The sequence below is a fragment of the Arthrobacter sp. B10-11 genome, assembly GCF_033142195.1.
Lineage (GTDB): Bacteria > Actinomycetota > Actinomycetes > Actinomycetales > Micrococcaceae > Arthrobacter > Arthrobacter oryzae_C.
This window is the reverse complement of sequence record NZ_JAWMTH010000008.1, coordinates 34,582-58,609: the sequence shown is the minus strand read 5'-3', so window position 1 is coordinate 58,609 and position 24,028 is coordinate 34,582. Positions and strand designations below refer to the sequence as shown.

26 protein-coding genes are annotated in these 24,028 nt (G+C 66.2%); 13 read left to right on the top strand and 13 right to left on the bottom strand.

Going from position 1 to position 24,028, the window contains the following annotated elements; translation table 11 throughout:
• Positions 1-31 precede the first annotated feature (31 nt).
• Positions 32-1,288 carry an NCS1 family nucleobase:cation symporter-1 gene (locus RW112_RS20060; RefSeq protein ID WP_317783483.1) on the top strand — a complete coding sequence of 419 codons (1,257 nt, stop codon included), beginning with the start codon at positions 32-34 and terminating at the stop codon, positions 1,286-1,288.
• 168 nt (positions 1,289-1,456) lie between these two features.
• Here the strand turns inward: RW112_RS20060 and RW112_RS20055 are convergent, their stop codons facing one another.
• Positions 1,457-2,212, bottom strand: a complete 756-nt coding sequence (locus tag RW112_RS20055; RefSeq protein ID WP_317783443.1) for an IclR family transcriptional regulator — start codon at positions 2,210-2,212, stop codon at positions 1,457-1,459.
• A 222-nt stretch (positions 2,213-2,434) separates the two neighbouring features.
• Between RW112_RS20055 and RW112_RS20050 the strand changes: the two genes are divergently transcribed.
• The 5 genes from RW112_RS20050 to RW112_RS20030 are packed head-to-tail and all read left to right on the top strand — an operon-like array spanning position 2,435 to position 8,809.
• Positions 2,435-3,877 (top strand): NAD-dependent malic enzyme, encoded by a 1,443-nt coding sequence (locus RW112_RS20050; RefSeq protein WP_317783442.1) that lies wholly within the window; start codon positions 2,435-2,437, stop codon positions 3,875-3,877.
• Between the two features lie 26 nt (positions 3,878-3,903).
• A complete protein-coding gene (gene aceB / locus RW112_RS20045; protein WP_317783441.1) occupies positions 3,904-5,502 on the top strand; it encodes a malate synthase A in 1,599 nt (532 codons plus the stop codon).
• Positions 5,503-5,505: 3 nt separating this feature from the next.
• The gene (locus RW112_RS20040) at positions 5,506-6,780 is read left to right on the top strand and encodes a DUF6986 family protein (RefSeq protein ID WP_317783440.1); all 1,275 of its coding nucleotides are present in this window, start codon (positions 5,506-5,508) and stop codon (positions 6,778-6,780) included.
• A gap of 10 nt (positions 6,781-6,790) precedes the next feature.
• A complete protein-coding gene (locus RW112_RS20035; protein WP_305943477.1) occupies positions 6,791-7,603 on the top strand; it encodes a bifunctional allantoicase/(S)-ureidoglycine aminohydrolase in 813 nt (270 codons plus the stop codon).
• A gap of 42 nt (positions 7,604-7,645) precedes the next feature.
• The gene (locus RW112_RS20030) at positions 7,646-8,809 is read left to right on the top strand and encodes a serine hydrolase domain-containing protein (RefSeq protein WP_317783439.1); all 1,164 of its coding nucleotides are present in this window, start codon (positions 7,646-7,648) and stop codon (positions 8,807-8,809) included.
• Positions 8,810-8,821: 12 nt separating this feature from the next.
• On the opposite strand, the gene RW112_RS20025 is transcribed toward RW112_RS20030, so the two are convergent.
• Entirely contained in the window at positions 8,822-9,997 is a 1,176-nt protein-coding gene (locus RW112_RS20025) for a zinc-dependent alcohol dehydrogenase (RefSeq protein WP_317783438.1), read from the bottom strand.
• A gap of 149 nt (positions 9,998-10,146) precedes the next feature.
• Here RW112_RS20025 and RW112_RS20020 point away from each other — a divergent pair, with 149 nt between their 5' ends.
• Entirely contained in the window at positions 10,147-10,365 is a 219-nt protein-coding gene (locus RW112_RS20020; protein WP_028271163.1) for a hypothetical protein, read from the top strand.
• A gap of 14 nt (positions 10,366-10,379) precedes the next feature.
• On the opposite strand, the gene RW112_RS20015 is transcribed toward RW112_RS20020, so the two are convergent.
• The 3 genes from RW112_RS20015 to map form a co-directional block, all read right to left on the bottom strand.
• Entirely contained in the window at positions 10,380-11,078 is a 699-nt protein-coding gene (locus RW112_RS20015) for an HAD family hydrolase (protein ID WP_411709949.1), read from the bottom strand.
• 14 nt (positions 11,079-11,092) lie between these two features.
• The gene (locus RW112_RS20010) at positions 11,093-11,404 is read right to left on the bottom strand and encodes a hypothetical protein (protein WP_317783436.1); all 312 of its coding nucleotides are present in this window, start codon (positions 11,402-11,404) and stop codon (positions 11,093-11,095) included.
• A 92-nt stretch (positions 11,405-11,496) separates the two neighbouring features.
• A complete protein-coding gene (gene map, locus RW112_RS20005; RefSeq protein WP_317783435.1) occupies positions 11,497-12,264 on the bottom strand; it encodes a type I methionyl aminopeptidase in 768 nt (255 codons plus the stop codon).
• Positions 12,265-12,330: 66 nt separating this feature from the next.
• Between map and RW112_RS20000 the strand changes: the two genes are divergently transcribed.
• A complete protein-coding gene (locus tag RW112_RS20000; RefSeq protein ID WP_317783434.1) occupies positions 12,331-12,633 on the top strand; it encodes a helix-turn-helix transcriptional regulator in 303 nt (100 codons plus the stop codon).
• A gap of 25 nt (positions 12,634-12,658) precedes the next feature.
• On the opposite strand, the gene RW112_RS19995 is transcribed toward RW112_RS20000, so the two are convergent.
• Both RW112_RS19995 and RW112_RS19990 read right to left on the bottom strand, forming a co-directional pair.
• The gene (locus tag RW112_RS19995; protein WP_317783433.1) at positions 12,659-13,543 is read right to left on the bottom strand and encodes a fumarylacetoacetate hydrolase family protein; all 885 of its coding nucleotides are present in this window, start codon (positions 13,541-13,543) and stop codon (positions 12,659-12,661) included.
• 105 nt (positions 13,544-13,648) lie between these two features.
• The gene (locus RW112_RS19990) at positions 13,649-15,442 is read right to left on the bottom strand and encodes a glycoside hydrolase family 15 protein (RefSeq protein ID WP_317783432.1); all 1,794 of its coding nucleotides are present in this window, start codon (positions 15,440-15,442) and stop codon (positions 13,649-13,651) included.
• 47 nt (positions 15,443-15,489) lie between these two features.
• Here RW112_RS19990 and RW112_RS19985 point away from each other — a divergent pair, with 47 nt between their 5' ends.
• From RW112_RS19985 to RW112_RS19975, 3 genes are all read left to right on the top strand, one after another.
• On the top strand, positions 15,490-16,380 hold the full coding sequence (locus tag RW112_RS19985; protein WP_317783431.1) for an aldo/keto reductase: 891 nt from the start codon (positions 15,490-15,492) through the stop codon (positions 16,378-16,380).
• A gap of 31 nt (positions 16,381-16,411) precedes the next feature.
• Positions 16,412-17,143, top strand: coding sequence for a DUF72 domain-containing protein (locus tag RW112_RS19980; RefSeq protein WP_317783430.1), 732 nt, complete (start codon positions 16,412-16,414; stop codon positions 17,141-17,143).
• 73 nt (positions 17,144-17,216) lie between these two features.
• Positions 17,217-18,275, top strand: coding sequence for an App1 family protein (locus RW112_RS19975; RefSeq protein ID WP_317783429.1), 1,059 nt, complete (start codon positions 17,217-17,219; stop codon positions 18,273-18,275).
• 66 nt (positions 18,276-18,341) lie between these two features.
• Here the strand turns inward: RW112_RS19975 and RW112_RS19970 are convergent, their stop codons facing one another.
• The 4 genes from RW112_RS19970 to RW112_RS19955 all read right to left on the bottom strand — a co-directional run bounded on the left by RW112_RS19970 (position 18,342) and on the right by RW112_RS19955 (position 21,175).
• Positions 18,342-19,841 carry a GH1 family beta-glucosidase gene (locus tag RW112_RS19970; RefSeq protein ID WP_317783428.1) on the bottom strand — a complete coding sequence of 500 codons (1,500 nt, stop codon included), beginning with the start codon at positions 19,839-19,841 and terminating at the stop codon, positions 18,342-18,344.
• 40 nt (positions 19,842-19,881) lie between these two features.
• A complete protein-coding gene (locus tag RW112_RS19965) occupies positions 19,882-20,271 on the bottom strand; it encodes a hypothetical protein (RefSeq protein WP_305942241.1) in 390 nt (129 codons plus the stop codon).
• A 35-nt stretch (positions 20,272-20,306) separates the two neighbouring features.
• Positions 20,307-20,657, bottom strand: coding sequence for a J domain-containing protein (locus RW112_RS19960; protein ID WP_317783427.1), 351 nt, complete (start codon positions 20,655-20,657; stop codon positions 20,307-20,309).
• 92 nt (positions 20,658-20,749) lie between these two features.
• Entirely contained in the window at positions 20,750-21,175 is a 426-nt protein-coding gene (locus RW112_RS19955; RefSeq protein WP_317783481.1) for an Hsp20/alpha crystallin family protein, read from the bottom strand.
• A 137-nt stretch (positions 21,176-21,312) separates the two neighbouring features.
• Here RW112_RS19955 and RW112_RS19950 point away from each other — a divergent pair, with 137 nt between their 5' ends.
• On the top strand, positions 21,313-21,609 hold the full coding sequence (locus tag RW112_RS19950; RefSeq protein WP_305942243.1) for a MerR family transcriptional regulator: 297 nt from the start codon (positions 21,313-21,315) through the stop codon (positions 21,607-21,609).
• An 8-nt stretch (positions 21,610-21,617) separates the two neighbouring features.
• Here RW112_RS19950 and RW112_RS19945 read toward each other — a convergent pair whose 3' ends face one another.
• Both RW112_RS19945 and RW112_RS19940 read right to left on the bottom strand, forming a co-directional pair.
• Complete coding sequence (locus RW112_RS19945; protein WP_317783426.1) at positions 21,618-21,923, bottom strand: MmcQ/YjbR family DNA-binding protein; 306 nt, start codon at positions 21,921-21,923, stop codon at positions 21,618-21,620.
• Positions 21,924-21,929: 6 nt separating this feature from the next.
• Complete coding sequence (locus RW112_RS19940) at positions 21,930-22,712, bottom strand: phosphatase PAP2 family protein (protein ID WP_317783425.1); 783 nt, start codon at positions 22,710-22,712, stop codon at positions 21,930-21,932.
• A gap of 148 nt (positions 22,713-22,860) precedes the next feature.
• Here RW112_RS19940 and RW112_RS19935 point away from each other — a divergent pair, with 148 nt between their 5' ends.
• Positions 22,861-23,970 carry a DNA alkylation repair protein gene (locus tag RW112_RS19935; protein ID WP_317783424.1) on the top strand — a complete coding sequence of 370 codons (1,110 nt, stop codon included), beginning with the start codon at positions 22,861-22,863 and terminating at the stop codon, positions 23,968-23,970.
• The last annotated feature ends 58 nt before the right edge of the window (positions 23,971-24,028 follow it).

Below are 24,028 nucleotides of genomic sequence, written 5' to 3'. Positions count from 1 at the left end.
AACATTGGTTCCATCTAATTGAAGGCGTGTCATCAACCGGGCCGTCTTCGGAGTCAAGGGCGCCAACATCCCGGCAATCATCCGCGGGCTCATCGCAGTGGCCTGGTACGGCGTCCAGACGTTCCTCGCCTCCGAGGCCCTGGTCATCGTCTTCCTCAAGTTCTTCCCCGGCATGGCACCGCTGTACGACGTCGAACAGAACGACTTCCTGGGCCTCTCCGCCCTGGGCTGGATCTGCTACGGCATCCTCTGGGTGGCCCAGGCCGCCCTCTTCTGGAACGGCATGGAAAGCATCCGCAAGTTCATCGACTTCGCCGGCCCCGCTGTGTACGTGGTTATGCTGATCCTCGCGATCTACCTCGTCTCCAAAGCGGGCATCGGCAACATCAGCCTGAACCTGTCCAGCGGGCCGCCCCTGGACTTCGCGGCCTCCATCCCCGTCATGATCTCCGCCATCGCCCTGGTGGTGTCCTACTTCTCCGGCCCGATGCTCAACTTCGGCGACTTCGCCCGCTACGGCAAAAGCTACAAGGCCGTTAAGAAGGGCAACTTCCTGGGCCTGCCGGTGAACTTCCTGTTCTTCTCGCTCCTGACAGTCATCACGGCCTCCGCCACCATTCCCGTGTTCGGCCGCCTCATCACGGATCCGGTGAAGACCGTCCAGGAAATCGACACGGTGTTCGCCGTGCTGCTGGGCGGGCTCACCTTCGTCATCGCCACCGTGGGCATTAACATCGTGGCCAACTTCATCTCACCGGCGTTCGACTTCTCCAACGTCAGCCCGCAGAAAATCAGCTGGCGCGCAGGCGGCATGATTGCCGCCGTCGGCTCCGTCATCCTGACCCCGTGGAACTGGTACTCCAACAACGACGCCATCCACTACACCCTCGGCGTCCTGGGCGCCTTGATCGGCCCGCTGTTCGGCATCCTGATCGCCGGGTACTACGTGGTGAGCCGCCAGAAAGTGTGGGTGGACGACATGTACACGATGAAGTCAACCGGCCGGTACTGGTTCCGGAACGGCTACAACCCGAACGCCGTCAAGGCCGTGGCCATCAGCGGCGCCATCTCCATCGCCTCCGTGCTGATCCCCAAAATGCTGCTGGACACCGGCGCCACGGCGGTGAACGCCGCCTGGATCGGCAACTACAGCTGGTTCCTCGGCTGCGCGCTCGGCTTCGTCGTCTTCCGTGCCCTGGAGCGCCGGTCCCCGATGATCTCGCTCGAACCCGCCGCCGGGGGCGGCACAGTCAGCGACGGGACGCTCAGCGACAGCCGCCCGCTGTAGCAGCCGCCGCCGTCGAACCCTGAACCCTCACGTTGTCTGGGCGCGAACGGACACTTGCGGCCCACTTCCGTCAGGAAAACGGCCCGCAAGTGTCCGTTCGCGCTGGGAGGAGGGGGCTTAACTGTCCGTTCGCGCTGGACGCACGGCCGCGAGTTCGACGGCGGGAGGTCAGCTTTGGTTGAGCTCGTCGGAGATTGCCTGGGCTGCTTCGCGCAGGAGCGGGATGGCGCGTTCGGCGAAGGACTGGTCCACGCGGGACACCGGCCCGGACACCGAGATGGCGGTGGGCGTCGGCGCGTTGGGGACGGCCATCGCGAAGCAGCGGACGCCGATCTCCTGCTCTTCCTCGTCGATGGAGTAGCCGCGTTCCCGGATCAGCTTCAGGTCAAGCAGGAGGGAATCGATGTCCCCGATGCTCTTGGGCGTCGGCGTGGGCATGCCGCTGCGCTGGACGATCCCGCGGACGGTCTCGTCATCCAGCTGCGCCAGGATCGCCTTGCCGACGCCGGTGGCATGGGTGTGCGCGCGGCGGCCCACCTCGGTGAACATGCGCATGGAATGCAGGGACGGCACCTGGGCCACGTAGATGACCATGTCCGAGTCCAGCACGGCCATGTTGGACGTCTCCCCCAGCCGGTCCACGAGGGATTTGAGCTGCGGCCGGGCCAGTGCGCCGAGCTGCTTGTTGGCGCCTTCGCCAAGCCGGATGAGCCGCGGGCCGAGGGCATAGCGCCGGTTGGGCAGCTGGCGGATGTAGCCCAGCGTGACCAGGGTGCGCAGCAGGCGGTGGATGGTGGGAAGCGGCAGATCGGTGGAGGATGAGAGCTCGCTGAGCGTGACGTCTCCGCCGGCATCAGTGATCAGTTCCAAAAGTTCGAAGACGCGCTCAACGGACTGCACGCCTCCCGGGGCTTTTTCAGCCATAACCGTGGTCTCCTGCGGTATTGATTCCGACAACTCTTATCCACATCGTGAAAAAAATTGCTTAGAAGACCCAAGATACAGCACGCATCGTTCTCCGTCGATGTTCAACCAGGGCTTGTGTTTCCACAAAGTAGATAATAATATCCATAATACGAAAACATTTGATTGAGCACCACGTCCGGAGGCGCTGCGCGTCCCGGGCCCGACCAGGAGGAACATTCAATGGCGAACCCGAGCCCCGGAAATTCGATCACCCTGCGCGTGGAAGCGCCGTCCAGCTTCACCGCGACAAGCGAGCTGGCCGCCGCCGTCGGAGCCGCCGGAGCAGCCATCACCGCCCTGGACGTCACCGAGTCCCACCACGAAACCCTGGTGGTGGACGTCACCTGCAACACCACCGACGACGAACACGCCGCCCGCGTCAAGGACGCCCTGAACGCGCTCGACGGCGTCACGGTCCAGCACGTCTCCGACCGCACGTTCCTCATGCACCTCGGAGGCAAGCTCGAAGTGGTCCCGAAGGTTGCCCTCCGCAACCGCGACGACCTCTCCCGCGCCTACACCCCCGGCGTCGCCCGCGTCTGCCTCGCCATTGCGGAGGACCCCTCAGCGGCCCGCAACCTGACGGTCAAGCGGAACACGATCGCCGTCGTCACCGACGGCTCCGCCGTCCTGGGCCTGGGCAACATCGGCCCGGCCGCGGCACTCCCCGTCATGGAAGGAAAGGCAGCCCTCTTCAAGCAGTTCGCCAACGTGGACGCCTGGCCGGTCTGCCTGGACACCCAGGACACTGAGGAAATCATCAAGATCGTCAAGGCCCTGGCGCCGGTGTACGGCGGCGTGAACCTCGAGGACATCGCGGCCCCGCGGTGCTTCGAAATCGAAAACCGGCTCCGCGAGGAACTCGACATCCCGGTCTTCCACGACGACCAGCACGGCACGGCCATCGTCACCCTGGCCGCCCTGGTCAACGCCCTGCGCGTGGTGGGCAAGCAGCTCGCCGAGGTCAAGATCGTGGTCTCCGGCGTCGGCGCCGCAGGCTCGGCCATCATCCAGCTCCTCAAGGCCCAGGGTGCCCGGCACATCATCGCCGCGGGACGCTCCGGCGCCATCCACTCCGGCGCGGAATACGGCGACGAACACCGCACCTGGATTGCCGCCAACACCAACGAGGACGGCTTCTCCGGAACCCTGCACGAGGCACTTGTCGGCGCTGACGTGTTCATCGGCGTCAGCGCACCGCACGTGATCGGCGAGGAGCAGGTTGCCGCGATGGCCCCGGACGCGATCGTGTTCGCCATGGCCAACCCCACACCTGAAATCGACCCGGTGGTAGCGTCAAAGCATGCGGCAGTGGTGGCTACGGGGCGCAGCGACTTCCCCAACCAGATCAACAACGTCCTGGCATTCCCCGGGTTCTTCCGCGGCCTGCTGGATGCCGGAGCGTCGGACATCACGCCGGACATGCTTGTGGCCGCGGCCGAAGCCATCGCCAACCGCGTGGCCGACGACGAGCTCAACGCCAGCTACATCATCCCCAGCGTCTTCGACCCGCACGTTGCGGCGGACGTGGCTACGGCTGTAGCCAACGCAGCGCACGCCGCCCGTGCCGCGCACGCCGCCGCAAACGCAGCCAGTGCAACCCTAGAACCCGCCAACGCCTGATTCGCAGCCCAGAAAGGACCCGGACAATGGCTCTCTCAGTCACAGACCCGCAGCCGATTGCACGAGCAGAGGAAATCCTCACCCCGAAGGCCCTGGCCTTCGTGGAGGAGCTCCACAAGCGGTTTGCGGGCACCCGCACCGAACTCCTCAAAGCCCGCGTGGCCAAGCGCGAGCAGGTGGCACGGACCGGAAAGCTCGATTTCCTGCCCGAAACCAAGGATGTCCGCGAGGGCGACTGGAAGGTTGCGCCGGCGCCTGCCGCGCTGCAGGACCGCCGGGTGGAAATGACCGGCCCGGCCTCGCCGGCCAAGATGGCCATCAACGCGCTCAACTCGGGTGCCAAGGTGTGGCTGGCGGACCTTGAGGACGCCAGCACGCCCACCTGGGCCAACGTCATCGACGCGATCCTGAACCTCCGCGACGCCGCAGCCGGAACCCTGAGCTACACCTCCCCGGAGGGCAAGGAATACCGGCTCCGCACGGATGCCCCGCTCGCCGTCGTCGTGGCCCGGCCCCGCGGCTGGCACATGGACGAACGCCACCTCCTGCTCGACGGCGAACACACCGTCGGTGCGCTGGTGGATTTCGGCCTGCACTTCTTCCATACCGCCAAACAGCTCCTCCTCAACGGCCACGGCCCGTACTACTACCTGCCCAAGATGGAGAGCCACCTGGAGGCCCGCCTCTGGAACGATGTGTTCGTCTTCGCCCAGGATTTCCTGGGCATTCCGCAAGGCACCATCAAGGCCACCGTGCTCATTGAGACCATCCCCGCGGCGTTCGAGATGGACGAGATCCTCTACGAGCTCCGCGACCACGCCGCCGGACTAAACGCCGGGCGCTGGGACTACCTGTTCAGCATCATCAAGTACTTCCGCGACGCGGGAGCGGACTTTGTGCTGCCGGACCGCGCCACCGTGGCCATGACGGCACCGTTCATGCGCGCCTACACCGAGCTGCTCGTCAAGACCTGCCACCACCGTGGCGCTTTTGCCATGGGCGGCATGGCCGCAGTCATCCCCAACCGCAAGCAGCCCGAGGTCACCGCCCAGGCCTTCGAGAAAGTCCGGGCGGACAAGACGCGTGAAGCGAACGACGGCTTCGACGGTTCATGGGTGGCCCACCCGGACCTGGTGCCGGTGTGCAAGGAAGTGTTTGATTCCGTCCTCGGCGAGCGGCCCAACCAGCTGGACAGGCAGCGTCCCGAGGTCAGCGTCACGGCGGACCAGCTGCTGGACATCGCCTCGGCCGACGGCACGGTCACGGAGGCCGGGCTGCGCCTGAACCTCTATGTTGCGGTCGCCTACACGGCCGTGTGGATCTCCGGCAACGGCGCGGTGGCCATCCACAACCTGATGGAGGACGCCGCGACGGCCGAGATCTCGCGTTCGCAAGTCTGGCAGCAGATCCGCAACAAGGTGGTCCTGGCCGACACCGGCAACACGGTCACGCGTGAACTGGTCAGCACCATCCTCGCCGAGGAAACGGAAAAGCTCCGCGGCGAGGTGGGAGAGGAATCCTTCGCAAAGTACTACCGGCCGGCGAGCGACCTGATCGCGGACATCTGCCTTTCCGAGGACTACACGGACTTCCTCACCACGCCGGCCTACGAACTGGTGGGCTGAGGCATGGCGGTACCCTCCGGTTCCCTCAGCGCGGCGGACCTCGCCAACATCGACCGCCAGCTTGCCGCCACGGACCGGCTCCTGGAGCGCAACTACCCGGGCGACGACGGCACCCGCCAGCCCGTGCATACCGTGTATGTACCCGCGGACCGCTTCACGCCGTCGTTCTCTGCCGAGTGGGGCACGCAGGCGCTGGCGACGGCGGACGCCCACGGCGGACTGGCCCGGCTGGGCCACCTGCTGGGCCAGGACGCCGAACTGGCCGAGGCCGTGGCGGTCCGGGTCCAGGCGAAGCTGGAAAGCGAACCGATCGAGGACCTGCGCCTGGACTTCGAGGACGGGTTCGGGGACAGGGGCGACGACGCCGAGGACGCCGCCGCTGTCGCTGCCGCTTCCGCCGCGGCTGCCGCCGTCGCGGCCGGCAGCGCTCCGCCGTTCATCGGCATCCGCTTCAAGTGCTTTGAGGCGGCCACGCGTGCCCGCGGCCTGCGCACCCTGGACCTGTTCGTCTCCGCCCTGGCCGCGGCGGGCGAACTCCCGCAGGGCCTGATCCTCACCCTGCCCAAGGTCACCACCGTGGCGCAGGTGCAGGCCATGGACTTCGCCGTCTCCCGGCTGGAGGAAACCCATTCGCTGCCTGCCGGCCGGCTGCGGTTCGAGGTGCAGGTGGAGACGCCGCAGCTTATCCTCGGCCCGGAAGGAACGTCCCCCGTGGCACAGCTGCCGCACGCCGTGCCGGGCCGGATCAGCGGCCTGCACTACGGCACGTACGACTACTCCGCCTCGCTGCAGATCTCGGCGGAGTACCAGTCCATGGAGCACCCGGTGGCGGACTTCGCCAAGGAAGTCATGCAGCTGGCAGTGGCCGGAACCGGCATCCGGCTTTCGGACGGCTCCACGAACATCATCCCGGTGGGCGACAACGTGGAAGACGCCTGGCGCCTGCACGGCCGGCTGGTGCGGCGTTCCCTGGAGCGCGGCTACTACCAGGGCTGGGACCTGCACCCGGCCCAGCTGCCCAGCCGGTTCTCGGCCACGTACGCGTTCTACCGCCAGGGGCTGCCGGCCGCCGCGGCACGGCTTCGCAACTACGTGGAACGCACCGGGGGCGGGGTCATGGACGAGCCCGCCACGGCGCGCGCGCTGGCCGCGTTCGTACTGCGCGGCGTCCAGTGCGGAGCCGTCGGCGCCGAAGACGTCCAGGCGCTTGCCGGCGTCGGAATCCCCCAACTGACCGGACTGGCCCACCCGCGGCTGGCCCACTCCACTTCGAAGTAAGGATCCCATGATGGGCAAGTACTACTACCCCCAGGGCGGCCTGCCGCCGCAGACCCAGCTCACCACGGAACGGGCCATCGTCACGGAGGCCTACACCGTGATCCCCAAGGGCGTCATGACCGACATCGTGACCAGCAACCTGCCGGGATTCTCCAACACACGCTCCTGGATCATTGCCAGGCCGATCTCCGGCTTCGCCACCACATTCTCGCAGCTGATCGTTGAGATCGGCCCGGGCGGCGGGGCGCCCAAGGCCGAATTCGAGGCAGGCGTTGAAGGCGTCGTCTTCGTCACCACGGGCAAGGTCAACCTGACCCTGGACGGCGAACTGCACCACCTCGAGGAAGGCGGCTACGCCTACCTTGCTGCCGGATCAGAGTGGGGCCTGGAGAACGTCTCGGACGACATCGTCTCCTTCCACTGGATCCGCAAGGCGTACGAGCGCCTCGAGGGCTTCGAGGCGAAGTCGTTCGTCACCAACGAAAAGGACGTGGAGCCGACCTCCATGCCGGACACCGACGGCGCCTGGAAGACCACCCGTTTCACGGACTCCAGCGACCTGGCGCACGACATGCAGGTCAATATCGTCACCTTCCAGCCCGGCGGCGTGATCCCCTTCCCGGAGACCCACGTCATGGAACACGGCCTGTACGTGCTTGAGGGCAAGGCCATGTACCTGCTCAACAATGACTGGGTGGAGGTGGAGGCCGGCGACTTCATGTGGCTGCGCGCTTTCTGCCCGCAGGCCTGCTACGCGGGCGGCCCGGGCGAGTTCCGCTACCTGTTGTACAAGGACATGAACCGCCAGGTACGGCTGACCTAGACCTCCCGGCCGCTATTGACTGGACCGCGGGCCCTGAGGAACATGAGTTTCGTGGCCATGGTTCGCGCACTGCCGTTCAGGACGGCCGCTGCGGCAACCGCCGTCGTGCTGGCCGCCGCTTTGAGCGGCTGCACGGCGGCGCCGGAGCCGCCGGAGCAGCCCTCCTCCATGGCGCGGCTGGCGGCAGCGCTGGAAGAGTTTGGCAACGGAATGCTCGACGACGGCGCACCTGCCGTCCTGATGCAGGCCAAAGTACGGGGTGAAGAATGGTCCCGGGCTTCCGGTGTCAGGAGCCTGGAGGGCACAGAGCCGGTGGAGATCGGCGATCCCGTGCATGTTGCCAGCGTGACCAAATCCTTCGTCGCGGTGTCTGTCCTCAAACTGGCCGCCGAAGGCAAGCTGGGTCTAGAGGACCCCGTCAGCAAGCATTTGCCGGAATTTGAGGACATCATGCACCCGCCCGGGCCGGTCACGATCCGGCGGCTGCTGCAGCACGAGTCAGGAATGCCGGATTACGTCATCCCGCTCCTTCAGCAGGGCAGCCTGCCCGAGGTGCTGTCCACGGGCCGGACCCACCGGGAACTCCTGGCCCTGGCCGCAACCCGGCGCTGGGAGGGGAGGCTGGCCCAGGGTTTTGAATACTCGAACTCGAACTACATCGCGCTGGGCATGATCGTGGAAAGGCTGCGGGGGCGGCCCGTCGGCGAGGTGCTGCGGTCTGAGGTGGTTGAGCCGCTCGGCCTCGACGCCACCCGGATGACCGGGCCCGGCCAGGCTCCTCCCGCGCTGGTCCACGGCTATGTCACCAGCTTCGGCGAGCGCCTGGACGTCAGCTACCCTGCGCTTCACGCGGATGACCCTGCGGGCGGGCTGGTGTCCAGCGTCGGTGACTTGAACACGTTCTTCGCTGCACTGCTCCAGGACCGGCTGATCCCCCGGGCCATGGTCACGGAAATGCAGACCCCGCTGTACGCCCGCTATGGCCTCGGCATCCAGCGCTGGAACGATACCTGCACCAACAACTTCTACTACGGCCACGCCGGTGACACCGCCGGCTACGGAACCCTGACGATGTCCAGTGCCGACGGAACCCGGCAGGCATCAGTTGCCCTTGCCTACCCGCCGCAGCCCTTCAGCTTCACCGGCAACGGCATCGTGGAAGAACTCATCGACGTCGTCGAGGAAGCCCTCAACTCAACTTGCTAGGCACGCCGACGGCTAGGGCTGCAGCACCACCTTGATGCAGCCATCCTCTTTCTTCTGGAATTTCTCATACATCGCAGGGGCCTCATCCAGCCCCACCCGGTGCGTCACCAGGTCCATGACCCCCAGCGGATCCGCCTCGTCCTCCACCAGCGGCAGGAGCGCATCGGTCCAGTTCCGGACGTTGCACTGGCCCATCCGGAGCTGGATCTGCTTGTCGAACATGGACAGCAGCGGCATCGGGCTCGCCTGGCCGCCGTAGACGCCGCTGAGGGAAACCGTGCCTCCGCGGCGGACAGCATCGAGGGACGCGTGGAGTGCCGCGAGCCGGTCCACGCCGGCTGTTTCCATGGCCTTTTGCGCCAGCTTGTCCGGCAGGAGTCCCAACGCCTGGTGCGCAAAGCCCGCGACCGGCGAACCGTGCGCCTCCATGCCGACGGCGTCAATCACAGCGTCGGGGCCGCGCCCCTGGGTCGCCTCCCGGAGTTCATCGGCAGTGGCTTTGGCGTAGTCCATCGTTTCGATGCCGTGCCGGGCCGCCATCGCCCTCCGCTCGGGAACGGGGTCCACGCCGATAACCCGCAGGCCGAGATGCTTGCCGATGCGTGTGGCGAACTGCCCCACGGGGCCGAGGCCGAACACCGCCAGGGCGCCGCCTTCCTCGGTGTCCGCGTATTTCACTGCCTGCCAGGCGGTGGGCAGGATGTCGGAGAGGAACAGGTAGCGGTCATCCGGCAGTTCCGTTCCCACCTTGATCGGCCCGTAGTCGGCATGGGGGACCCGCAGATATTCGGCCTGGCCGCCGGGAACGGAACCGTACAGCTCCGAGTACCCGAAAAGGGCGGCGCCGGAGCCCTTGTCCTTCACTTGGGTTGTCTCGCACTGCGACTGCAGGCCGCGCTTGCACATAAAGCAGTTTCCGCAGGCAATGTTGAAGGGGATGACCACGCGGTCCCCCTTGGAGAGACTGGTGACGGAGCTTCCCACTTCCTCCACTATGCCCATGGGTTCGTGCCCGATGATGTCGCCCTTGTGCATGTAGGGACCGAGGACTTCGTAGAGGTGCAGGTCCGATCCGCAGATTGCCGTCGAGGTGATGCGGATGATCGCATCGGTGGGCTCCTGGATGGTGGGATCGGGGACGTTCTCCACGCTGACGGAGCGTTTGCCTTGCCACGTTAGTGCCTTCATGGTGCGCCTTTCAGTCAGGTTTCACAGGTGAAGGTCAGCAAGCTTACTACCGATCCGAACAAAAGCTAAGCACACTGAGTAAATCTCTTGCATGCGGGCGTCGTGGACCATAGCGTTGAAGCATCCGAGCATCGAGGAAAGGCAACGACATGACGCTGTATCAACCAGAGCCGGTGGAAATCTCAACACGCATGCGCCCCGGCGAGTGGACGGAATCCAGCCTTGAAGAGCTGGTCACGTCCTATCGGGCCAAGCTGATGGAAATGGGAGCGGGGCCCGCCGACGTCATCACCGAAGTTGAGCGGGACGACGACGGATCAGTCAGCGTCGCGGTGTCCTGGAACAAGGGCGCCATCGCGGACGCCTGAAATTTCCCGAGCTGTCAGGAGCTCCCGGCGAGCCTGCCGATCGCACTGTCCCGCAGGTTCGCCAGGAGCTCCCTGGGGTTACCGTAGGTTTCCACGGCGCCCGCCGCAAGCAGCTCAGCGGCGGAGGTGCCTCCGCACGTGAGGCCGATGGTCGGAATGCCAAGCCCCCCGGCCGCATAGACATCCCAGACAGCATCGCCAACATAGACCACGTCTTCCGGCCGCAGCCCGACGGCATCGAGCGCCGCCTGCAGGATGTCCGGCGCCGGCTTCCCCGCCTTGGCATCATTGGCGCTGGTGGCCGCGTGAATAAAGGCGTCCGCCCGCAACGTCGAACGCAGCACCTCAAGGTCCTGCTTCCGGGCAGACGACGCCAGCGCTACGGCAAAGCCGCTTTCATAGCACTGGGCCAGCAGGTCCCTGGCTCCGTCAAGCGGACGGAGCGCGGGCCAGAAAGTGGCAAAAACAGCGCCGTGGGAGGACTTGATGGTGGCGTCGCCCGATTTGTCCCGACCTGCCGGAAGCAGGTGGTCCAGCAGTTCGGTGCCGCCCATGCCCACGGAACGATGAATGGCCGCCATCGGAATGTCCATCCCTGCTTCCCGGAAGGCCTGCCACCACGCGATGGTATGCAGGTAGCAGGAGTCAATCAGGGTCCCGTCGACGTCGAAGAGCACGCCGCGATTCCGGCCACCCGGCCCGTTAGGAGACACGGCTGGCCGGGCGCTCAGTAATGTGTGCGGGCACGTTTGAGTCCAGTAGCTCCGGTCGGCCTCCCGGACCCCAGGACGCCGATGTTCTTGGGCGCTTTGACGTGCTGCCGGACGGGCGGCTGCTTCAGGGGCTCGGAATCCTGGCTTTCACTGAGGTCCCGGATCAGCCCGGTGCCCGCGATTTCCCTGGCCTTGGTCACGCCCGCGGCCGCGGCACGCTTCGTCGGGAAAGTCACTGAGATGGCCATCAGGTTTCCGCTTCCATCGATGAGCTTGACGCGGTATCCGCCGTCGGGCGCATCAACCAGCTCGAAATGTCCAGCCATTGCTAATCCTCCGCTCCAACCCCAACCTGGGGTATTAGTAAGTATACTTACCTGTGCGGTTTACGGAAGTCATGCGGACACTTCGAGCGCCTTTACGGCAATGTGAGGATTTCGGCTCCGTCGCTGGTGATGGCGATCGTATGCTCACTGTGTGCCGTCCGGCAGCCGGTGGCACTGCGGAGCGTCCACCCGTCGGCATCAGTGATGAGTTCGGCGGTGTCGGCCATGACCCACGGTTCCAATGCGAGCAACAGGCCAGGGCGCAGTTTGTACCCGCGGCCGGGCCGTCCGGTGTTCGGAACGTGCGGATCCTGGTGCATCGTGGATCCGATGCCATGGCCTCCGAACTCCGTGTTGATCGGGTATCCCGCCTCGCTGAGGACCGCGCCGATGGCATGGGAGATATCGCCGATGCGGGCTCCGGGTCCGGCAGCAGCTATCCCTGCGCTCAAGGCGCGTTCGGTGGCACTGATCATCGCCACGCTCTCCCCGGGCCTGGTGTCGCCCACGATGAAGCTGATGGCGGAGTCGGCGGCAACCCCGCCTTTGGAAACGGCGAGGTCGAGTGTCAGCAGATCGCCGTCGGCAAGCGTGTAGTTGTGCGGCAGTCCGTGCAGCACGGCATCGTTGACACCCGTGCAGATGTAGTGGCCGAACGGCCCGCGCCCAAAGGACGGCGCGTAGTCCACGTAGCAGGACTGCGCCCCGGCGTCGACGATCATGGCCCGGGCCCAGCTGTCGATGTCCAGGAGGTTGGTGCCCACCGCGCAGCGGCTCTTCAGCGTCTGCAGGATGCCAGCGACCAAGGCGCCCGACTCCCTCGCTCGGGCCAGTTCGGTCGGGCTCAGGATCTCGATCATGCGGCGCCTCTCTCACGCAACCAATAACTATCCCGGCCATATTATCCCGGTATTAGTATTGGAGCCATGGTCAGGTTGCCACTTACGTCCGAAGAGGTCGAGCGCGGACAGCGCCTCGGCGCCCTGCTGCGCCGTGCCAGGGGCGGGCGCTCCATGCTGGAGACCGCGCTCGAGGCACACGTCTCCCCGGAGACCCTCCGGAAGATCGAGTCGGGCAGGGTCGCTACGCCTGCCTTCCCCACCATCGCGGCGATCGCCGATGTCCTGGGCCTCTCCCTCGATGCGGTGTGGACCGAGATCAACCGGCCCGAGCGTGGAGCTGAACCGGCCGGCGCCGGTCACACCGCCCGTGAACGGCTGGCCTCCTAAGCCTTACTCCTTAGCTGCGCGATCCTTAGCTGCGCGGGAGGACTGGGGCCGTCCGGCGGAGAACCTGGCGCTGACGGCCCAGGCCCTCGGCCTCCAGCTCCAGCACATCGCCGTCCTGCAGGTAGGGGAAGCGCCCCGAGAGTGCCACTCCCTCCGGCGTGCCTGTCAGGATGACATCACCGGCCTCCAGCACCATGAACTGGCTCAGGTGGTGCACCACCGCCGGGACGTCGAAAATAAGGTCCGCAGTGGATGAATCCTGGCGAAGTTCCCCGTTCACCCAGGTCCGCAGCCGCAGCGCGGACGGATCCAGGTCAGCGGCCGGCACGAACCACGGACCCAGCGGCGTGGAGGCGGGAAGCGACTTTCCCTTGACCCACTGGCCCGCCGCGCCGGGCAGCTGGTAGTCGCGCTCCGACAGGTCGTTGGCCAGCACATAGCCGGCAACACAGTCGGCGGCTTCGTCAGCCGACGCAAGATAGGAGGCGCGCCGTCCGATCACCACGGCCAGCTCAACTTCCCAGTCGTACTTGGCGGACGACGGCGGAAGTGGTGCCTCGTCGAACGGCCCCGCCACCGTGTTGCTTGGCTTCAGGAACACCACCGGAACCTCCGGGATGGCCGCCCCCGATTCCGCGGCATGGCCGGCGTAGTTCAGGCCGATTCCCACGACGGCACCGGGGCGCGCCAGCGGGGTACCGACGCGCAGCGCGCCGGCGTCGGGGATCTCGGCCAGGTTCCCGGCCGCGAGGGCATCGCGGACCCGGGCAACGCCGCCGCCTTCAAGGAAGGCTCCGTCGATGTCTGCCGTCAGGCCGGCGAGGGAATACCACTTCCCGTTGGACTCAGGCCCGCCGGGCTGAACGGCCGGCTGCTCCCGGCCTGAATCTCCGAGACGCGCAAATTTCACCGGTCCACACTCCTTCGTGCCTGCTCCAATAGGTTCCGTGACCATGGAACCATGCAGCAGGCCACGGACCCCAGCTGAACAAAATGTGACCGCCGGGGAATGCCGCTAGTGTCCGTGCACCGGGGTGTCGCTGCGCTGCACACTGTCCTCGTGGAGTTCCATGGCACTCATGACCAGTGCGAAGTGGCTGAATGCCTGCGGGGTGTTTCCCAGCTGCCGGCCCGTGTCCACACCCCATTCCTCGCTGAGGAGGCCCACATCGTTGCGCAGCGTCAGCAATCGTTCAAAGAGCTCCTTGGCTTCCCTGCGCCGTCCCACGCCGATTAGCGCTTCCACCAGCCAGAAGGAGCAGGCCAGGAAGACGCCCTCGTCGCCGGGCAGCCCGTCGTCGGCCTCCGCCGGGCGGTAGCGGAGCACGAACCCGTCGCGGGTGAGTTCGCGCTGAACGGCGTCGATGGTGCCCACCACCCTGGGATCATCCGGCGGCAGGAACCCGACGCGGGGAATCAGCAGCAGGCTGGCGTCCAGCTCCGGGCGTCCGTAGGACTGGACGAAAGTGTTGCGCCCTGCGTCGAAGCCGTTGGCCATCACCTCGGCGTGGATCGTGTCGCGCAGGGCCTCCCAGCGGTCTGCCGGCCCCACCAGGCCGAAGTCCCGCACGCCCTTGACCATCCGGTCCGCAGCGACCCAGGCCATCACCTTTGAGTGCGTGAAATGCCGCTGCGGGCCGCGCATTTCCCAGAGGCCGTTGTCCGGCCGCTGCCAGGCGCCCTCGAGGTGTTCCATCAGGGCAACCTGGACGTCCCAGGCTTCGTCACTGTGCTCCAGCTGGGAGTGGCGGGTGAGGGCCAGGCAGTCCAGCACTTCACCCCATACGTCCAGCTGGAGCTGCCCCGCAGCTCCGTTTCCGATCCGGACAGGCGCGGACTTTTCGTAGCCTTCCAGCCACGGCAGCTCCATCTCCGGCAGCCGGCGCTCCCCGTGGATGCCGTACATGATCTGCAGGTCAGCCGGGTCTCCGGCCACGGCCCGCAGCAGCCAGTCACGCCAGGAGGCTGCTTCCTCGGTATAGCCGGCGCCCAGCAGCGCCTGGAGCGTGAGTGTGGCATCCCGCAGCCAGCAGTACCGGTAGTCCCAGTTGCGCGGCCCGCCCAGCTGTTCCGGCAGGGACGTGGTCACCGCCGCCACAATGCCTCCGGTGGGGGCGTAGGTCAGCGCCTTCAGCGTGATCAGCGAGCGCTGGATGGCGTCCCGGTACGGGCCGGTGATTTTGCATCTGGCGGACCATTCACGCCAGAACGCCTCCGTTGAAACCAGGACCGCCTCCGGATCAATGGACCGGGGGCGCGGCACGTGGCTCGGTGTCCAGGTCAGCACAAAGGGGACCCGCTCGCCTGCGCGGACGGTGAAGTCGCTGACGGTCCGGAGCCGTTCGCCGCGCAGCGGGGCTTCCGTGACCAGGTAGGCGGCATCCGGACCGGCGATGGCGTGGATGCCATGGTCATCGTGGCGGACCCACGGCACGATGTGGCCGTAATCGAACCTCAGCGCCAGGTCGCCGCGCATCCGGACGGAGCCGCGGACGCCCACCACGATCCGCACAATATCCGCCGCACTGTCACGCGGGGGCATGAAGTCGATGACTTTCACCTTGCCGGTGGAGGTTTCCCATTCGGTTTCCAGGATGAGGGTCTGCTTGCGGTAGTGGCGCCTTGTGCACTCCCCGGCACCGGCGGGTGCCAGCAGCCACCGCCCCGCCCTGGGGGTGTCCAGCAGCGCGTTGAAGCAGGCCGGGGAGTCAAACCGCGGCAGGCACAGCCAGTCAATGGAGCCCTCGGTGCTGATGAGGGCGGCTGTCTGCAGGTCGCCTACTACGGCGTAGTCCTCTATGCGTGCCATGGACCTTACAGTGCCACAACCCGTCCGGGCCGACTACTATCCAAGGCATGCTGCAACGGAACTTCGGAAACTCTGCCCTGACCGTATCCGCCCTCGGATTCGGTGCGGGCCATATCGGCTACGACGACGTCAGCGAGCGGGAGGCCCACGGGCTCCTGGACCGGGCACTGGATCTGGGCATCACCTTCATCGACACCGCCCGGGGCTACGGACTCTCCGAGGAACGGATCGGCAGCTGGCTATCCGGCCTTGGTGGACAACGCGACGCCGTCGTGTTGTCCACCAAGGTGGGGTACGACGTCGACGGCGCGGAGGACTGGACCGCTGCCGCGGTGACCGGCGGAGTGGACCAGGCCCTGCGCACGCTGGGCACCGACGTGATCGACGTCGTGTTCCTGCACTCGTGCCCCCTCACCGTCCTGCAGCAGGGCGATGCGGTGGAGGCGCTGCTCCGGTGCGCGGAGGCCGGAAAGGTCCGGGTGCCGGGCTACAGCGGCGAGAACGACGCCCTCGAGTGGGCCGGAAACGCCGGGGTGTTCGGCGCCCTGCAGTCTTCCGTGAACGTCGCGGACCAGCGCTCGCGGAGTCGCGTCCTGCCCGCCGCCGGCCGGCAGGGGCTGGGAGTGGTGGCCAAGCGGCCACTTGCCAACGCCCCCTGGCGCCACGCCGAACGACCCGTGGGTGTGTACGGCGAAACCTACTGGGACAGGCTCCGCCGGATGGACATCGAGCCGGAAACCGATGACTGGCAGGGCACCGCCCTGCGTTTTTCAGCCTTCAGCCCGGGGGTGAGCACGGCGATCGCGGGCACTTCCAAGGTGCGCAACCTGGAGGCCGCGGCGGCCGCCGTCGGACGCGGCCCGCTGCCCGACAGCGAGCGCGAGCGATGGGAGGATGCGTTCGCGCCGCATGCGGCCGACTGGGCCGGCGAAGTCTGAGCCGGCCGGCTGACTAGCGTCCAGGCACATTATGGGGATCCACATCGGCACTTCCGGCTGGAGCTATGACCACTGGGAGAACGTGCTTTATCCGCCCGGACTTCCGGCCCGCGACCGGCTTGCCTACTATGTGGCGCGTTTCGGCACGGTGGAGCTGAATGCAAGCTTCTACCGCTGGCCGCGGGAATCATCCTTCGCCAGCTGGCGGCGGCGCCTGCCCGAGGGCTTCGTGATGTCGGTCAAGGCCCCGCGCGGCCTGACCCATGCGAAGAAGCTTTACAGCCCCGAAGTCTGGGTGGAGCGGATCATCAGGTGCTGGCATGAGCTGGGTGACAAGAGGGCGGTGCTGCTGGTCCAGCTCCCGCCGGGATTCGGCCGGGACGACGCCCGCCTTGGCTACTTCCTCGCGGCACTGCCCTGGTGGATTCGGGTGGCGGTGGAGTTCCGGCACCCCAGCTGGGACCACCCCGACGTGTATGCCCTGCTGGAGCGCCACGGGGCCGCCTACTGCATCATGAGCGGCGCCAACCTGCCCTGCATCCTGCGGGCCACGGCGCCTTTTGTGTATGTCCGCCTGCACGGACCGGACCACGACTACCTTTACGGGGGCTCGTATTCGGAGGATGACCTTCGCTGGTGGGCTGACCGCATCCGCGAGTGGCAGGGCCAGGGCAAGGACGTGTTCGTGTATTTCAATAACGACGGCGGCGGCAACGCCGTGCGGAACGCCGAAACCCTGCGGTGGCTGCTGGGGGACGGCTAAGTCCTTGTTACGGCCCGGCGCCTTAGTGGCACCGCACCCGCGCCGACGTGCCGCGTTGTGGCAGAGTGGAGGCATGAAATCGGCGCCGCAGGAATCATCGTTGTCCGGAAACCACGCTTTCCGGGCGGCACACAAGCTCTCGGACACGGTCAACAGCGTCCGCATCAAGCTGGCTCGGCGCTGGAATTTTGTTCCGCAGACCGTCGCCTACCAGGGGTACGGCTCCACATCGTGGGTGCGGGTCCTCGGCCGGGTGGTCCTGACCACTAAGCCGATGCCGGGCAGCCGGGCCGAGCACGCCGCGAAGAACGGCAACCAGAACATCCGCGGCTGGCGGGCGTTCACCAGCGTGCCCCTGCAGTTCACCGACGTGGAAATCGAAATCGAGGGTGTGACCAGGCGCGTCAAGGCGGACCGCGGCGGTCTGATTGACACCGTGGTGGACGTTGAGCTCTCCCCCGGCTGGCACACTGCCACGCTGCGGGCCGAGGGAACCGAGCCCGTGAAGGCCAACATCATTGTCATCGGCCCCGACACCAAGTTCGGCATCGTGTCGGACATCGATGACACCGTGATGGTCACCGCGCTCCCCCGGCCGTTCCTTGCCCTGTGGAACACGTTCGTACTCAGTGAGCGGGCACGCATGGCCACGCCCGGCATGCCGGTGCTCATGGACCGGCTGGTGGTGGAACACCCCGATGCCCCGGTGATCTATCTGTCCACCGGCCCCTGGAATGCAGCCCCCACGCTGGCACGGTTCCTGACCCGGAACATGTACCCGGCCGGGCCCCTCCTCCTGACGGACTGGGGGCTGACCCAGGACCGCTGGTTCCGCAGCGGCCAGGAGCACAAGAACGGAAACCTGGAACGGCTCGCGCAGGAATTCCCGGACATGAGGTGGCTGCTCATCGGCGACAACGGCCAGCATGACGAACAGATCTACTCGAAGTTCGCCAGGGAACACGGCGACCGCGTAGCGGCCATCGCCATCCGCCAGCTCTCCGTGAGCGAGTCCGTACTGGCCGGCGGTCACTCCGAGAACGGGGACCACACCGGCTCCACGGTCCCGTGGATCTACTCCCCCGACGGCGCAGGCATCACCAAGGGCCTCGCCGACCTCAAAATCGTCTAAGCCACGAAATCAGGAAAGGCCGGCCCTTTCGGGCCGGCCTTTCCTGTTGCATCAGATCTTGCTGCGTCAGGCCACCGGTTCCGGTTCGCCGGCCGCACTGGTGTCAACGGCCGCCGCGGCCGCGTCCTTGCGGGCTTCCTGCAGCTCCTGGAGCCAGTAGTAGGACGCCTTGGGCGTTCTGGTGAGCGTCTCGAAGTCAACATGCAGGAGGCCGAAGGGCTGCTTGTAGCCAGCGGACCATTCGAAGTTGTCGAGCAGCGACCAGACGTAGTAGCCGCGCAGATCAATGGACTCCGCGGGCCCTCCGGGGCTGGTGGCCTCCACTGCGCTGGAGATGTGCTCGGCAAGATAGCGCAGGCGGCGCTCGTCCGGAATGATGATCCGGTCCCCTGCCTTGTCCCGGACCACCAGGTCCTCAAAGCTCGCCCCGCCCTCCGTGATGAAGACCGGAGGCAGGTCGGGATAGCGTTCTGCCATTTCCGCCAGCGCCACGGGCATGTAGTCGGGCCTGATCGGCCAGCCGTAGGCCGTGGTTTCGGCGTCGGGAAACTCGGTGATGTGGAAGGGCGCACCGGGAGCGCTGCCGCTGAGGTCGTCCCCCATGGCCTCCGCCATCCCGGCAGGAACGGCACCTTCGCCGGGGCCGGCAGCCACCCGCGTGGGCATGTAGTAGTTGAGCCCGTAGAAGTCCAGCGGCTGCGAGATCAGTTTCAGGTCCTCCTCGGAGGGGCTGAACGAGCTGAAGAAGGTGGCGGCCCGGATGAGGTCCGGGTATTTTCCGAGCAGCACGGGATCCGCGTACAGCCTGTTCTGGAAAACATCCATCAGTGACGAGCTCAGCTTGTCCAGCGGGTTGATCGAGGCGGGAATCATGGGCGAATAGACGTTGGTGATGCCGATTTCGCCGGGGACGTTCGCCGCGCGGAGTGCCTGCATTGCCAGTCCGTGGCCAAGGAGCTGGTGGTGCACTGTGGGCAGCGCCTTGAGCAACTGTGATTCGCCCGGCGCATGCAGGCCCAGTGCGTAGCCGTTGGTGGTCACGGTGGCAGGCTCGTTGACAGTCACCCACCGGGCCACGCGGTCACCGAAGGCCGCGGCCGCAATGGAGGCAAACTCGCCGAGCCGGTACGCCGTGTCCCGGTTCATCCAGCCGCCGGCCTCGTCGAGAGGCAGCGGGGTGTCCCAGTGGTAAAGGGTGACCATCGGTGAGATGCCGCTGGCCAGCAGCTGGTCCAGCAGGCGGTCGTAGAAGTCCAGGCCCTTGGGATTGACCGGGCCGCTGCCGCCGGGCTGGATGCGGGACCAGGACAGCGAGAACCGGTAGGAGTCGATTCCCAGTTCCTTCATCAACGCAACGTCTTCGGGCATGCGGTGGTAGTGGTCGCAGGCCGTGGCGGGGCTGTGGTCGTCCACGATCGCGCCGGGTTTCCGGGCAAAGACGTCCCAGCCGGACGGTCCGCGTCCATCTTCATCGAGGGCGCCCTCGATCTGGAAGGCCGCCGTGGCAACGCCCATGGTGAACGACGGCGGGATCGTGGCAGCCACATCTTTGGCGGAGAATTTCATCTGCTTGATCCCTTATGTGGTTTCGGATAGTGGACTGATTTTAGTGCACCGCAGCGTCGGAGCCGAAGAGGAACTCCTTGGCGTGCGCCAGTGCTTTCTTGAAGGCATCGTTGCGGAGCGTGATCAGGTGCTCCGTGTCATCCGCTGCGGGTTCAAGGTAGCCTGTGAAGCCCGGGCGCAGCACCCAGATGTCACCGCCCGGCGGCAGGTAAAAGACCCCAAAGGACCGGTGCTGGCTGTCTTCCGGGGTCCAGATGGGGACCACCGCCAGGGCCGCGCCTGTTTCCGGGTGGATCCATTGTGCCCGCGGCAGGGGCTCCTCATGGGCCTCCGGATCCAGGAACGGGGCTGTGCCCAGACCCCACCGTTTCTCAAAGCGTTCGTGGAACGCCGGAATCAGATGGGAATCATAGCGGCGCCAGGCGCTCATCGAATACTCCTTCTTTAGCTATCCGGTATCTCTCGTTATCCCGTCCCCGGCCGGGGGCCGCGCTCCCAAAAAACGGGTGAGACCCGCAGCAACGGGGGCTCCGAAGGGGGAACCCGGCGGACCGGAACATCCCGGGGCCCTCCGACTTTGACGCGGGGAACGGACAGTGCGCGGTCGTAGGCAGCACGCGTTTCCGCATCCCGAAGCACCGCGAAAGCTTCCATGATGCGCAACAGCCCGCCGTCGCCCCTGCCGGCTGCGGTTCCGCCTTCGACGTCGGGATGGTGCAGGCGCATCAGCGCCCGGTAGGCACGTGAAATTTCCTGCTTCGTGGCCGTCGGAGCCACGTTGAGAACACCGTAGTAGTCGGGTAGCTGGTTGCTCATGGCCGCGTCACCTCATGGCCGTGTCACACTGTCCGGTGCGTGGCGGGGCGGCGGCCGGCACCTGCCGCTGCCGCCCCGGTTCCACGATTCGACTAGGCGCTGATCTCGTGCGCCGTGTCGTGCTTGGTTTCGATTTCGATCTTGCGCGGCTTCGCCTGTTCGGCGACGGGGATACGGAGGGTCAGCACGCCGGCGTCGTACTTTGCCTTGACGCTGTCCGTATCCAGGGTGTCACCGAGGATCAGCTGGCGGCTGAAGACGCCGCGGGGCCGTTCGGAAACGACCAGTTCCACATTGGGCTGGGTTTGATCGCGCCGTTCAGCCCGCACAGTCAGCACGTTCCGCTCGATATTGAGGTCCACAGAGTCGACGTCGACTCCCGGCAGATCGAATGCGACGACGAACTCCCCGTCCTCCTGCCAGGCATCCATCGGCATGGCCGCAGGCCGGGCCGCGGTGCCAAACACCTGCTGGGTCAGCCTGTCCAGTTCACGGAACGGGTCCGTACGCATCAACATCATTTCCCACTCCTTCAGCTTGTGGTTGTTCCATTCTTCCGCACCCGCCGCTGTTATCTGTATTGGCGGGTATAGATTTTTTATAGCACCGGTGAGAGACTGTTGCAAGACGCTTTTCAGGAAATTTTGGGAGGACCATGGCAGCGCGCAGTTCGGAGACAGGCCTGTACGCGATCTCCGTGGTGGCCCATCTGGTGGGCACCGGGCAACAGAACATCAGGCTGTACGAACGGAAGGGCCTGCTCACCCCGGACCGCACTTCGGGAGGGACGCGGCAGTACAGCGATGCGGACCTCGCTGTGCTGAAACGCATCGGAGAACTGCTGGACGAAGGGCTCAATCTGGCCGGAGTGGCCAAGGTGCTGGAACTTGAAGCGGCCAATGCCAAGCTCAGGATCGAACTCAAGAAGGCACGCTCACGCCCGCAGGGCTGACTCGGGGTTCAAGGGCGGCCGCCGGCAATGAGGTACGACTCCTCAAGAAGTTCCGCCAGCTCCTGCACGTCGATCCGGTCCAGCCTGACCAGGACCAGCCGGGGTGAGCGGTCGTGGTGCGGAGTCCAGAAATACGTTTCGGGATCGGTCCCGGCCAGCGCTTCCCGTTCCAGCGTCTTGACCGTGAGGACGCCGTCCTCCCAGAGCCTGGCCATCAGTGTCCGCGCGAACCACGCAGGCTGGTTCCAGCTGGGCCGCTCCGTGACCCCCGGCAGTGCCAGGCAGATGCGACGGACGTCCTCTTCGGCGGCCACCTGTCGCTAGCTTTCGATGGTGTCGGCCTTGGACAGCTCGCCGGTGATCTGTTCTCCCGGGATGCGGGCCGTCCGCCAGGTGTCCAGCGCGATGACGGCCCCCAGGACCACGAAAGAGATAAACAGTGAGGCCAGCGCGTCGCTGACCCAGTGGTAGCCCAGGTAGAGGCGGCTGATGGAAGCAAGGACAATACCGACGGCGGCCCCGGCAAAGCCCAACACAGCGGGCCAGGTGCTCTGGCGCCGTGAGAAGACCAGGAACGCCGTGACCAGCAGGAAATCACAGGCACCCAGCACATGCCCGGAAGGGAAGGAGAAAGTGACGTCCGGACCAAACAGCATGAGGTCCAAGGGGGGCCGCTGTCGCCCTACCGAGCGCCCGATGATCTGGGCCAGCGCAACTCCTGTGAGCATGGCCCCCGCCAGCAGCAGCGGGCGCCAGGCGTGCTTGGCTGCGATCCCCCAGACCACGGTGACCACCAGGATGATGATCGGCAGCGCCACAGGGCCGAACACGATCGCCAGGAAGATCATGATGGCGGTAGCCGGCTCCGAGCGCTGGCTGACCAACCAGGAGCGCGCAGGCTCATCCAGCCCGGTCAGCCCGTCCCTGCCAAGGACGTCCGTCAAGGTGAGCAGGAAGAGCCCGGCACCAATGACCATCAGGATCACGGCGATGCGGTAAAGGTTCTTCCGGGAGGCAGCACTCATGTACCGCTCTTCAACCACGAACTTGTCGTGGAAGACGCGCCACCAGTGCGGCGATTTCCGGGTTCGATCTTCAGCCATGTGCCGCTACCGCCTATGCATTCCAAAAAAATTGTGTCCGCTGACATTATCCCGCTTCCGCGATTTTGGCTCGCGGCAGGCCCTGGCACTCCGGGCCGCCAGGGTGGAGCGACCCGCCGTGGGACGGCGGCAGCGGTAGCCTGACTGGATGGGTGCCATGAACGAACTGATTGACCGAGCGGCCGTTGACAGGCTGGTGCGCGTACTCGCGGATGCCGCTCCCGGCGTGGCCTGGACCAAGGTCACGGAGGCCGGCGCCTCGCTGGACAACCTGAGCCTCCGGGAACGCACCGACCACGTGAGCCGGGGGCTGCTGGCGGATCTCGCCGCTGCCGGCGAAGGGGACTATTCGACGGCGGCACGGACCTTCCGGAGCGCCCTCCAGGATCCTGGCTTCACCGGCTGGACAATTTGGCCGGTCACTGAATCAGCAGTAACGCTCGCCCTCGGTTCGGCCGGACCGGACCATATTGAAGACTGCCTCCAACTCCTTGCCGAACTGACTCCGCGGCTGACCGGAGAATTCGCCATCCGCCGGTTGCTGGCCGCCGATCTGGACCGCGCCCTCGCCGTCGTGCTGACCTGGACCGTGCACCCTGATGAGCATGTACGGCGCCTCGCCAGCGAGGGGACCCGGCCCTACCTTCCCTGGGCGGTCCGGATTCCGGGCCTGATCCAGCGGCCGGAGGCCACACTTCCCGTCCTCGACGCGCTGTACCGGGATCCGGTGGAGAACGTCCGGCGTTCTGTGGCAAACCACCTCAACGACCTGGCACGCCACTCTCCCGAGGCGGTGCTGGCGACGGCCGCGGCCTGGACCGCCGCACCGGATGCCAACACGCCGTGGGTGCTCCGGCACGGCCTGCGCACCCTGGTCAAGAAAGCCCATCCCGGCGCCCTGGCCCTGCAAGGGTTCGCGCCGGCGTCCCTTGCAGTGACGCCGCCGAGGCTGGACCGGGACACCGTGACGCTTCCGGCGGACCTCGGCTTCGAATTCGAGATTTCCAACACGGGAGCCGATCCGGCCAGGCTGGCGGTGGACTACGTCGTGCACTACATGAAGGCGAATGGCTCGCAAACGGAGAAGGTCTTCAAACTGGCGGCATTGACCCTGGACCCCGGCGAAACCCGGACCATGACGAAGCGCCACGCCTTCCGCCAGATGACCACGCGGGTGCACCACCCGGGCAGCCATGCCCTGGAACTGCAGATTAACGGGGTCCGGTACGCACCCGCGCAGTTCGTGGTGGAAGTCTAGGGAAGTCCCTGCACCGTTAACGCCGCATTCATGCCTATGACAGCCGCTGTCAAAACAG

Coding starts and splice junctions, on each gene's coding strand:
- RW112_RS19960 (WP_317783427.1), bottom strand. CDS start 20,657: ATGAGCAACCAGCTACCCGACTACTACGGTGTTCTCAACGTGGCTCCG.
- RW112_RS20020 (WP_028271163.1), top strand. CDS start 10,147: ATGACGCTGTATCAACCAGAGCCGGTGGAAATCTCAACACGCATGCGC.
- RW112_RS20035 (WP_305943477.1), top strand. CDS start 6,791: ATGGGCAAGTACTACTACCCCCAGGGCGGCCTGCCGCCGCAGACCCAG.
- RW112_RS19965 (WP_305942241.1), bottom strand. CDS start 20,271: ATGAGCGCCTGGCGCCGCTATGATTCCCATCTGATTCCGGCGTTCCAC.
- RW112_RS20055 (WP_317783443.1), bottom strand. CDS start 2,212: ATGGCTGAAAAAGCCCCGGGAGGCGTGCAGTCCGTTGAGCGCGTCTTC.
- RW112_RS19950 (WP_305942243.1), top strand. CDS start 21,313: ATGGCAGCGCGCAGTTCGGAGACAGGCCTGTACGCGATCTCCGTGGTG.
- RW112_RS20000 (WP_317783434.1), top strand. CDS start 12,331: ATGGTCAGGTTGCCACTTACGTCCGAAGAGGTCGAGCGCGGACAGCGC.
- RW112_RS20010 (WP_317783436.1), bottom strand. CDS start 11,404: ATGGCTGGACATTTCGAGCTGGTTGATGCGCCCGACGGCGGATACCGC.
- RW112_RS20030 (WP_317783439.1), top strand. CDS start 7,646: ATGAGTTTCGTGGCCATGGTTCGCGCACTGCCGTTCAGGACGGCCGCT.
- RW112_RS19970 (WP_317783428.1), bottom strand. CDS start 19,841: ATGAAATTCTCCGCCAAAGATGTGGCTGCCACGATCCCGCCGTCGTTC.
- RW112_RS19940 (WP_317783425.1), bottom strand. CDS start 22,712: ATGGCTGAAGATCGAACCCGGAAATCGCCGCACTGGTGGCGCGTCTTC.
- RW112_RS20040 (WP_317783440.1), top strand. CDS start 5,506: ATGGCGGTACCCTCCGGTTCCCTCAGCGCGGCGGACCTCGCCAACATC.
- RW112_RS19955 (WP_317783481.1), bottom strand. CDS start 21,175: ATGTTGATGCGTACGGACCCGTTCCGTGAACTGGACAGGCTGACCCAG.
- RW112_RS19990 (WP_317783432.1), bottom strand. CDS start 15,442: ATGGCACGCATAGAGGACTACGCCGTAGTAGGCGACCTGCAGACAGCC.
- aceB (WP_317783441.1), top strand. CDS start 3,904: ATGGCTCTCTCAGTCACAGACCCGCAGCCGATTGCACGAGCAGAGGAA.
- RW112_RS20025 (WP_317783438.1), bottom strand. CDS start 9,997: ATGAAGGCACTAACGTGGCAAGGCAAACGCTCCGTCAGCGTGGAGAAC.
- RW112_RS20050 (WP_317783442.1), top strand. CDS start 2,435: ATGGCGAACCCGAGCCCCGGAAATTCGATCACCCTGCGCGTGGAAGCG.
- RW112_RS19980 (WP_317783430.1), top strand. CDS start 16,412: ATGGGGATCCACATCGGCACTTCCGGCTGGAGCTATGACCACTGGGAG.
- map (WP_317783435.1), bottom strand. CDS start 12,264: ATGATCGAGATCCTGAGCCCGACCGAACTGGCCCGAGCGAGGGAGTCG.
- RW112_RS19975 (WP_317783429.1), top strand. CDS start 17,217: ATGAAATCGGCGCCGCAGGAATCATCGTTGTCCGGAAACCACGCTTTC.
- RW112_RS19985 (WP_317783431.1), top strand. CDS start 15,490: ATGCTGCAACGGAACTTCGGAAACTCTGCCCTGACCGTATCCGCCCTC.
- RW112_RS19935 (WP_317783424.1), top strand. CDS start 22,861: ATGGGTGCCATGAACGAACTGATTGACCGAGCGGCCGTTGACAGGCTG.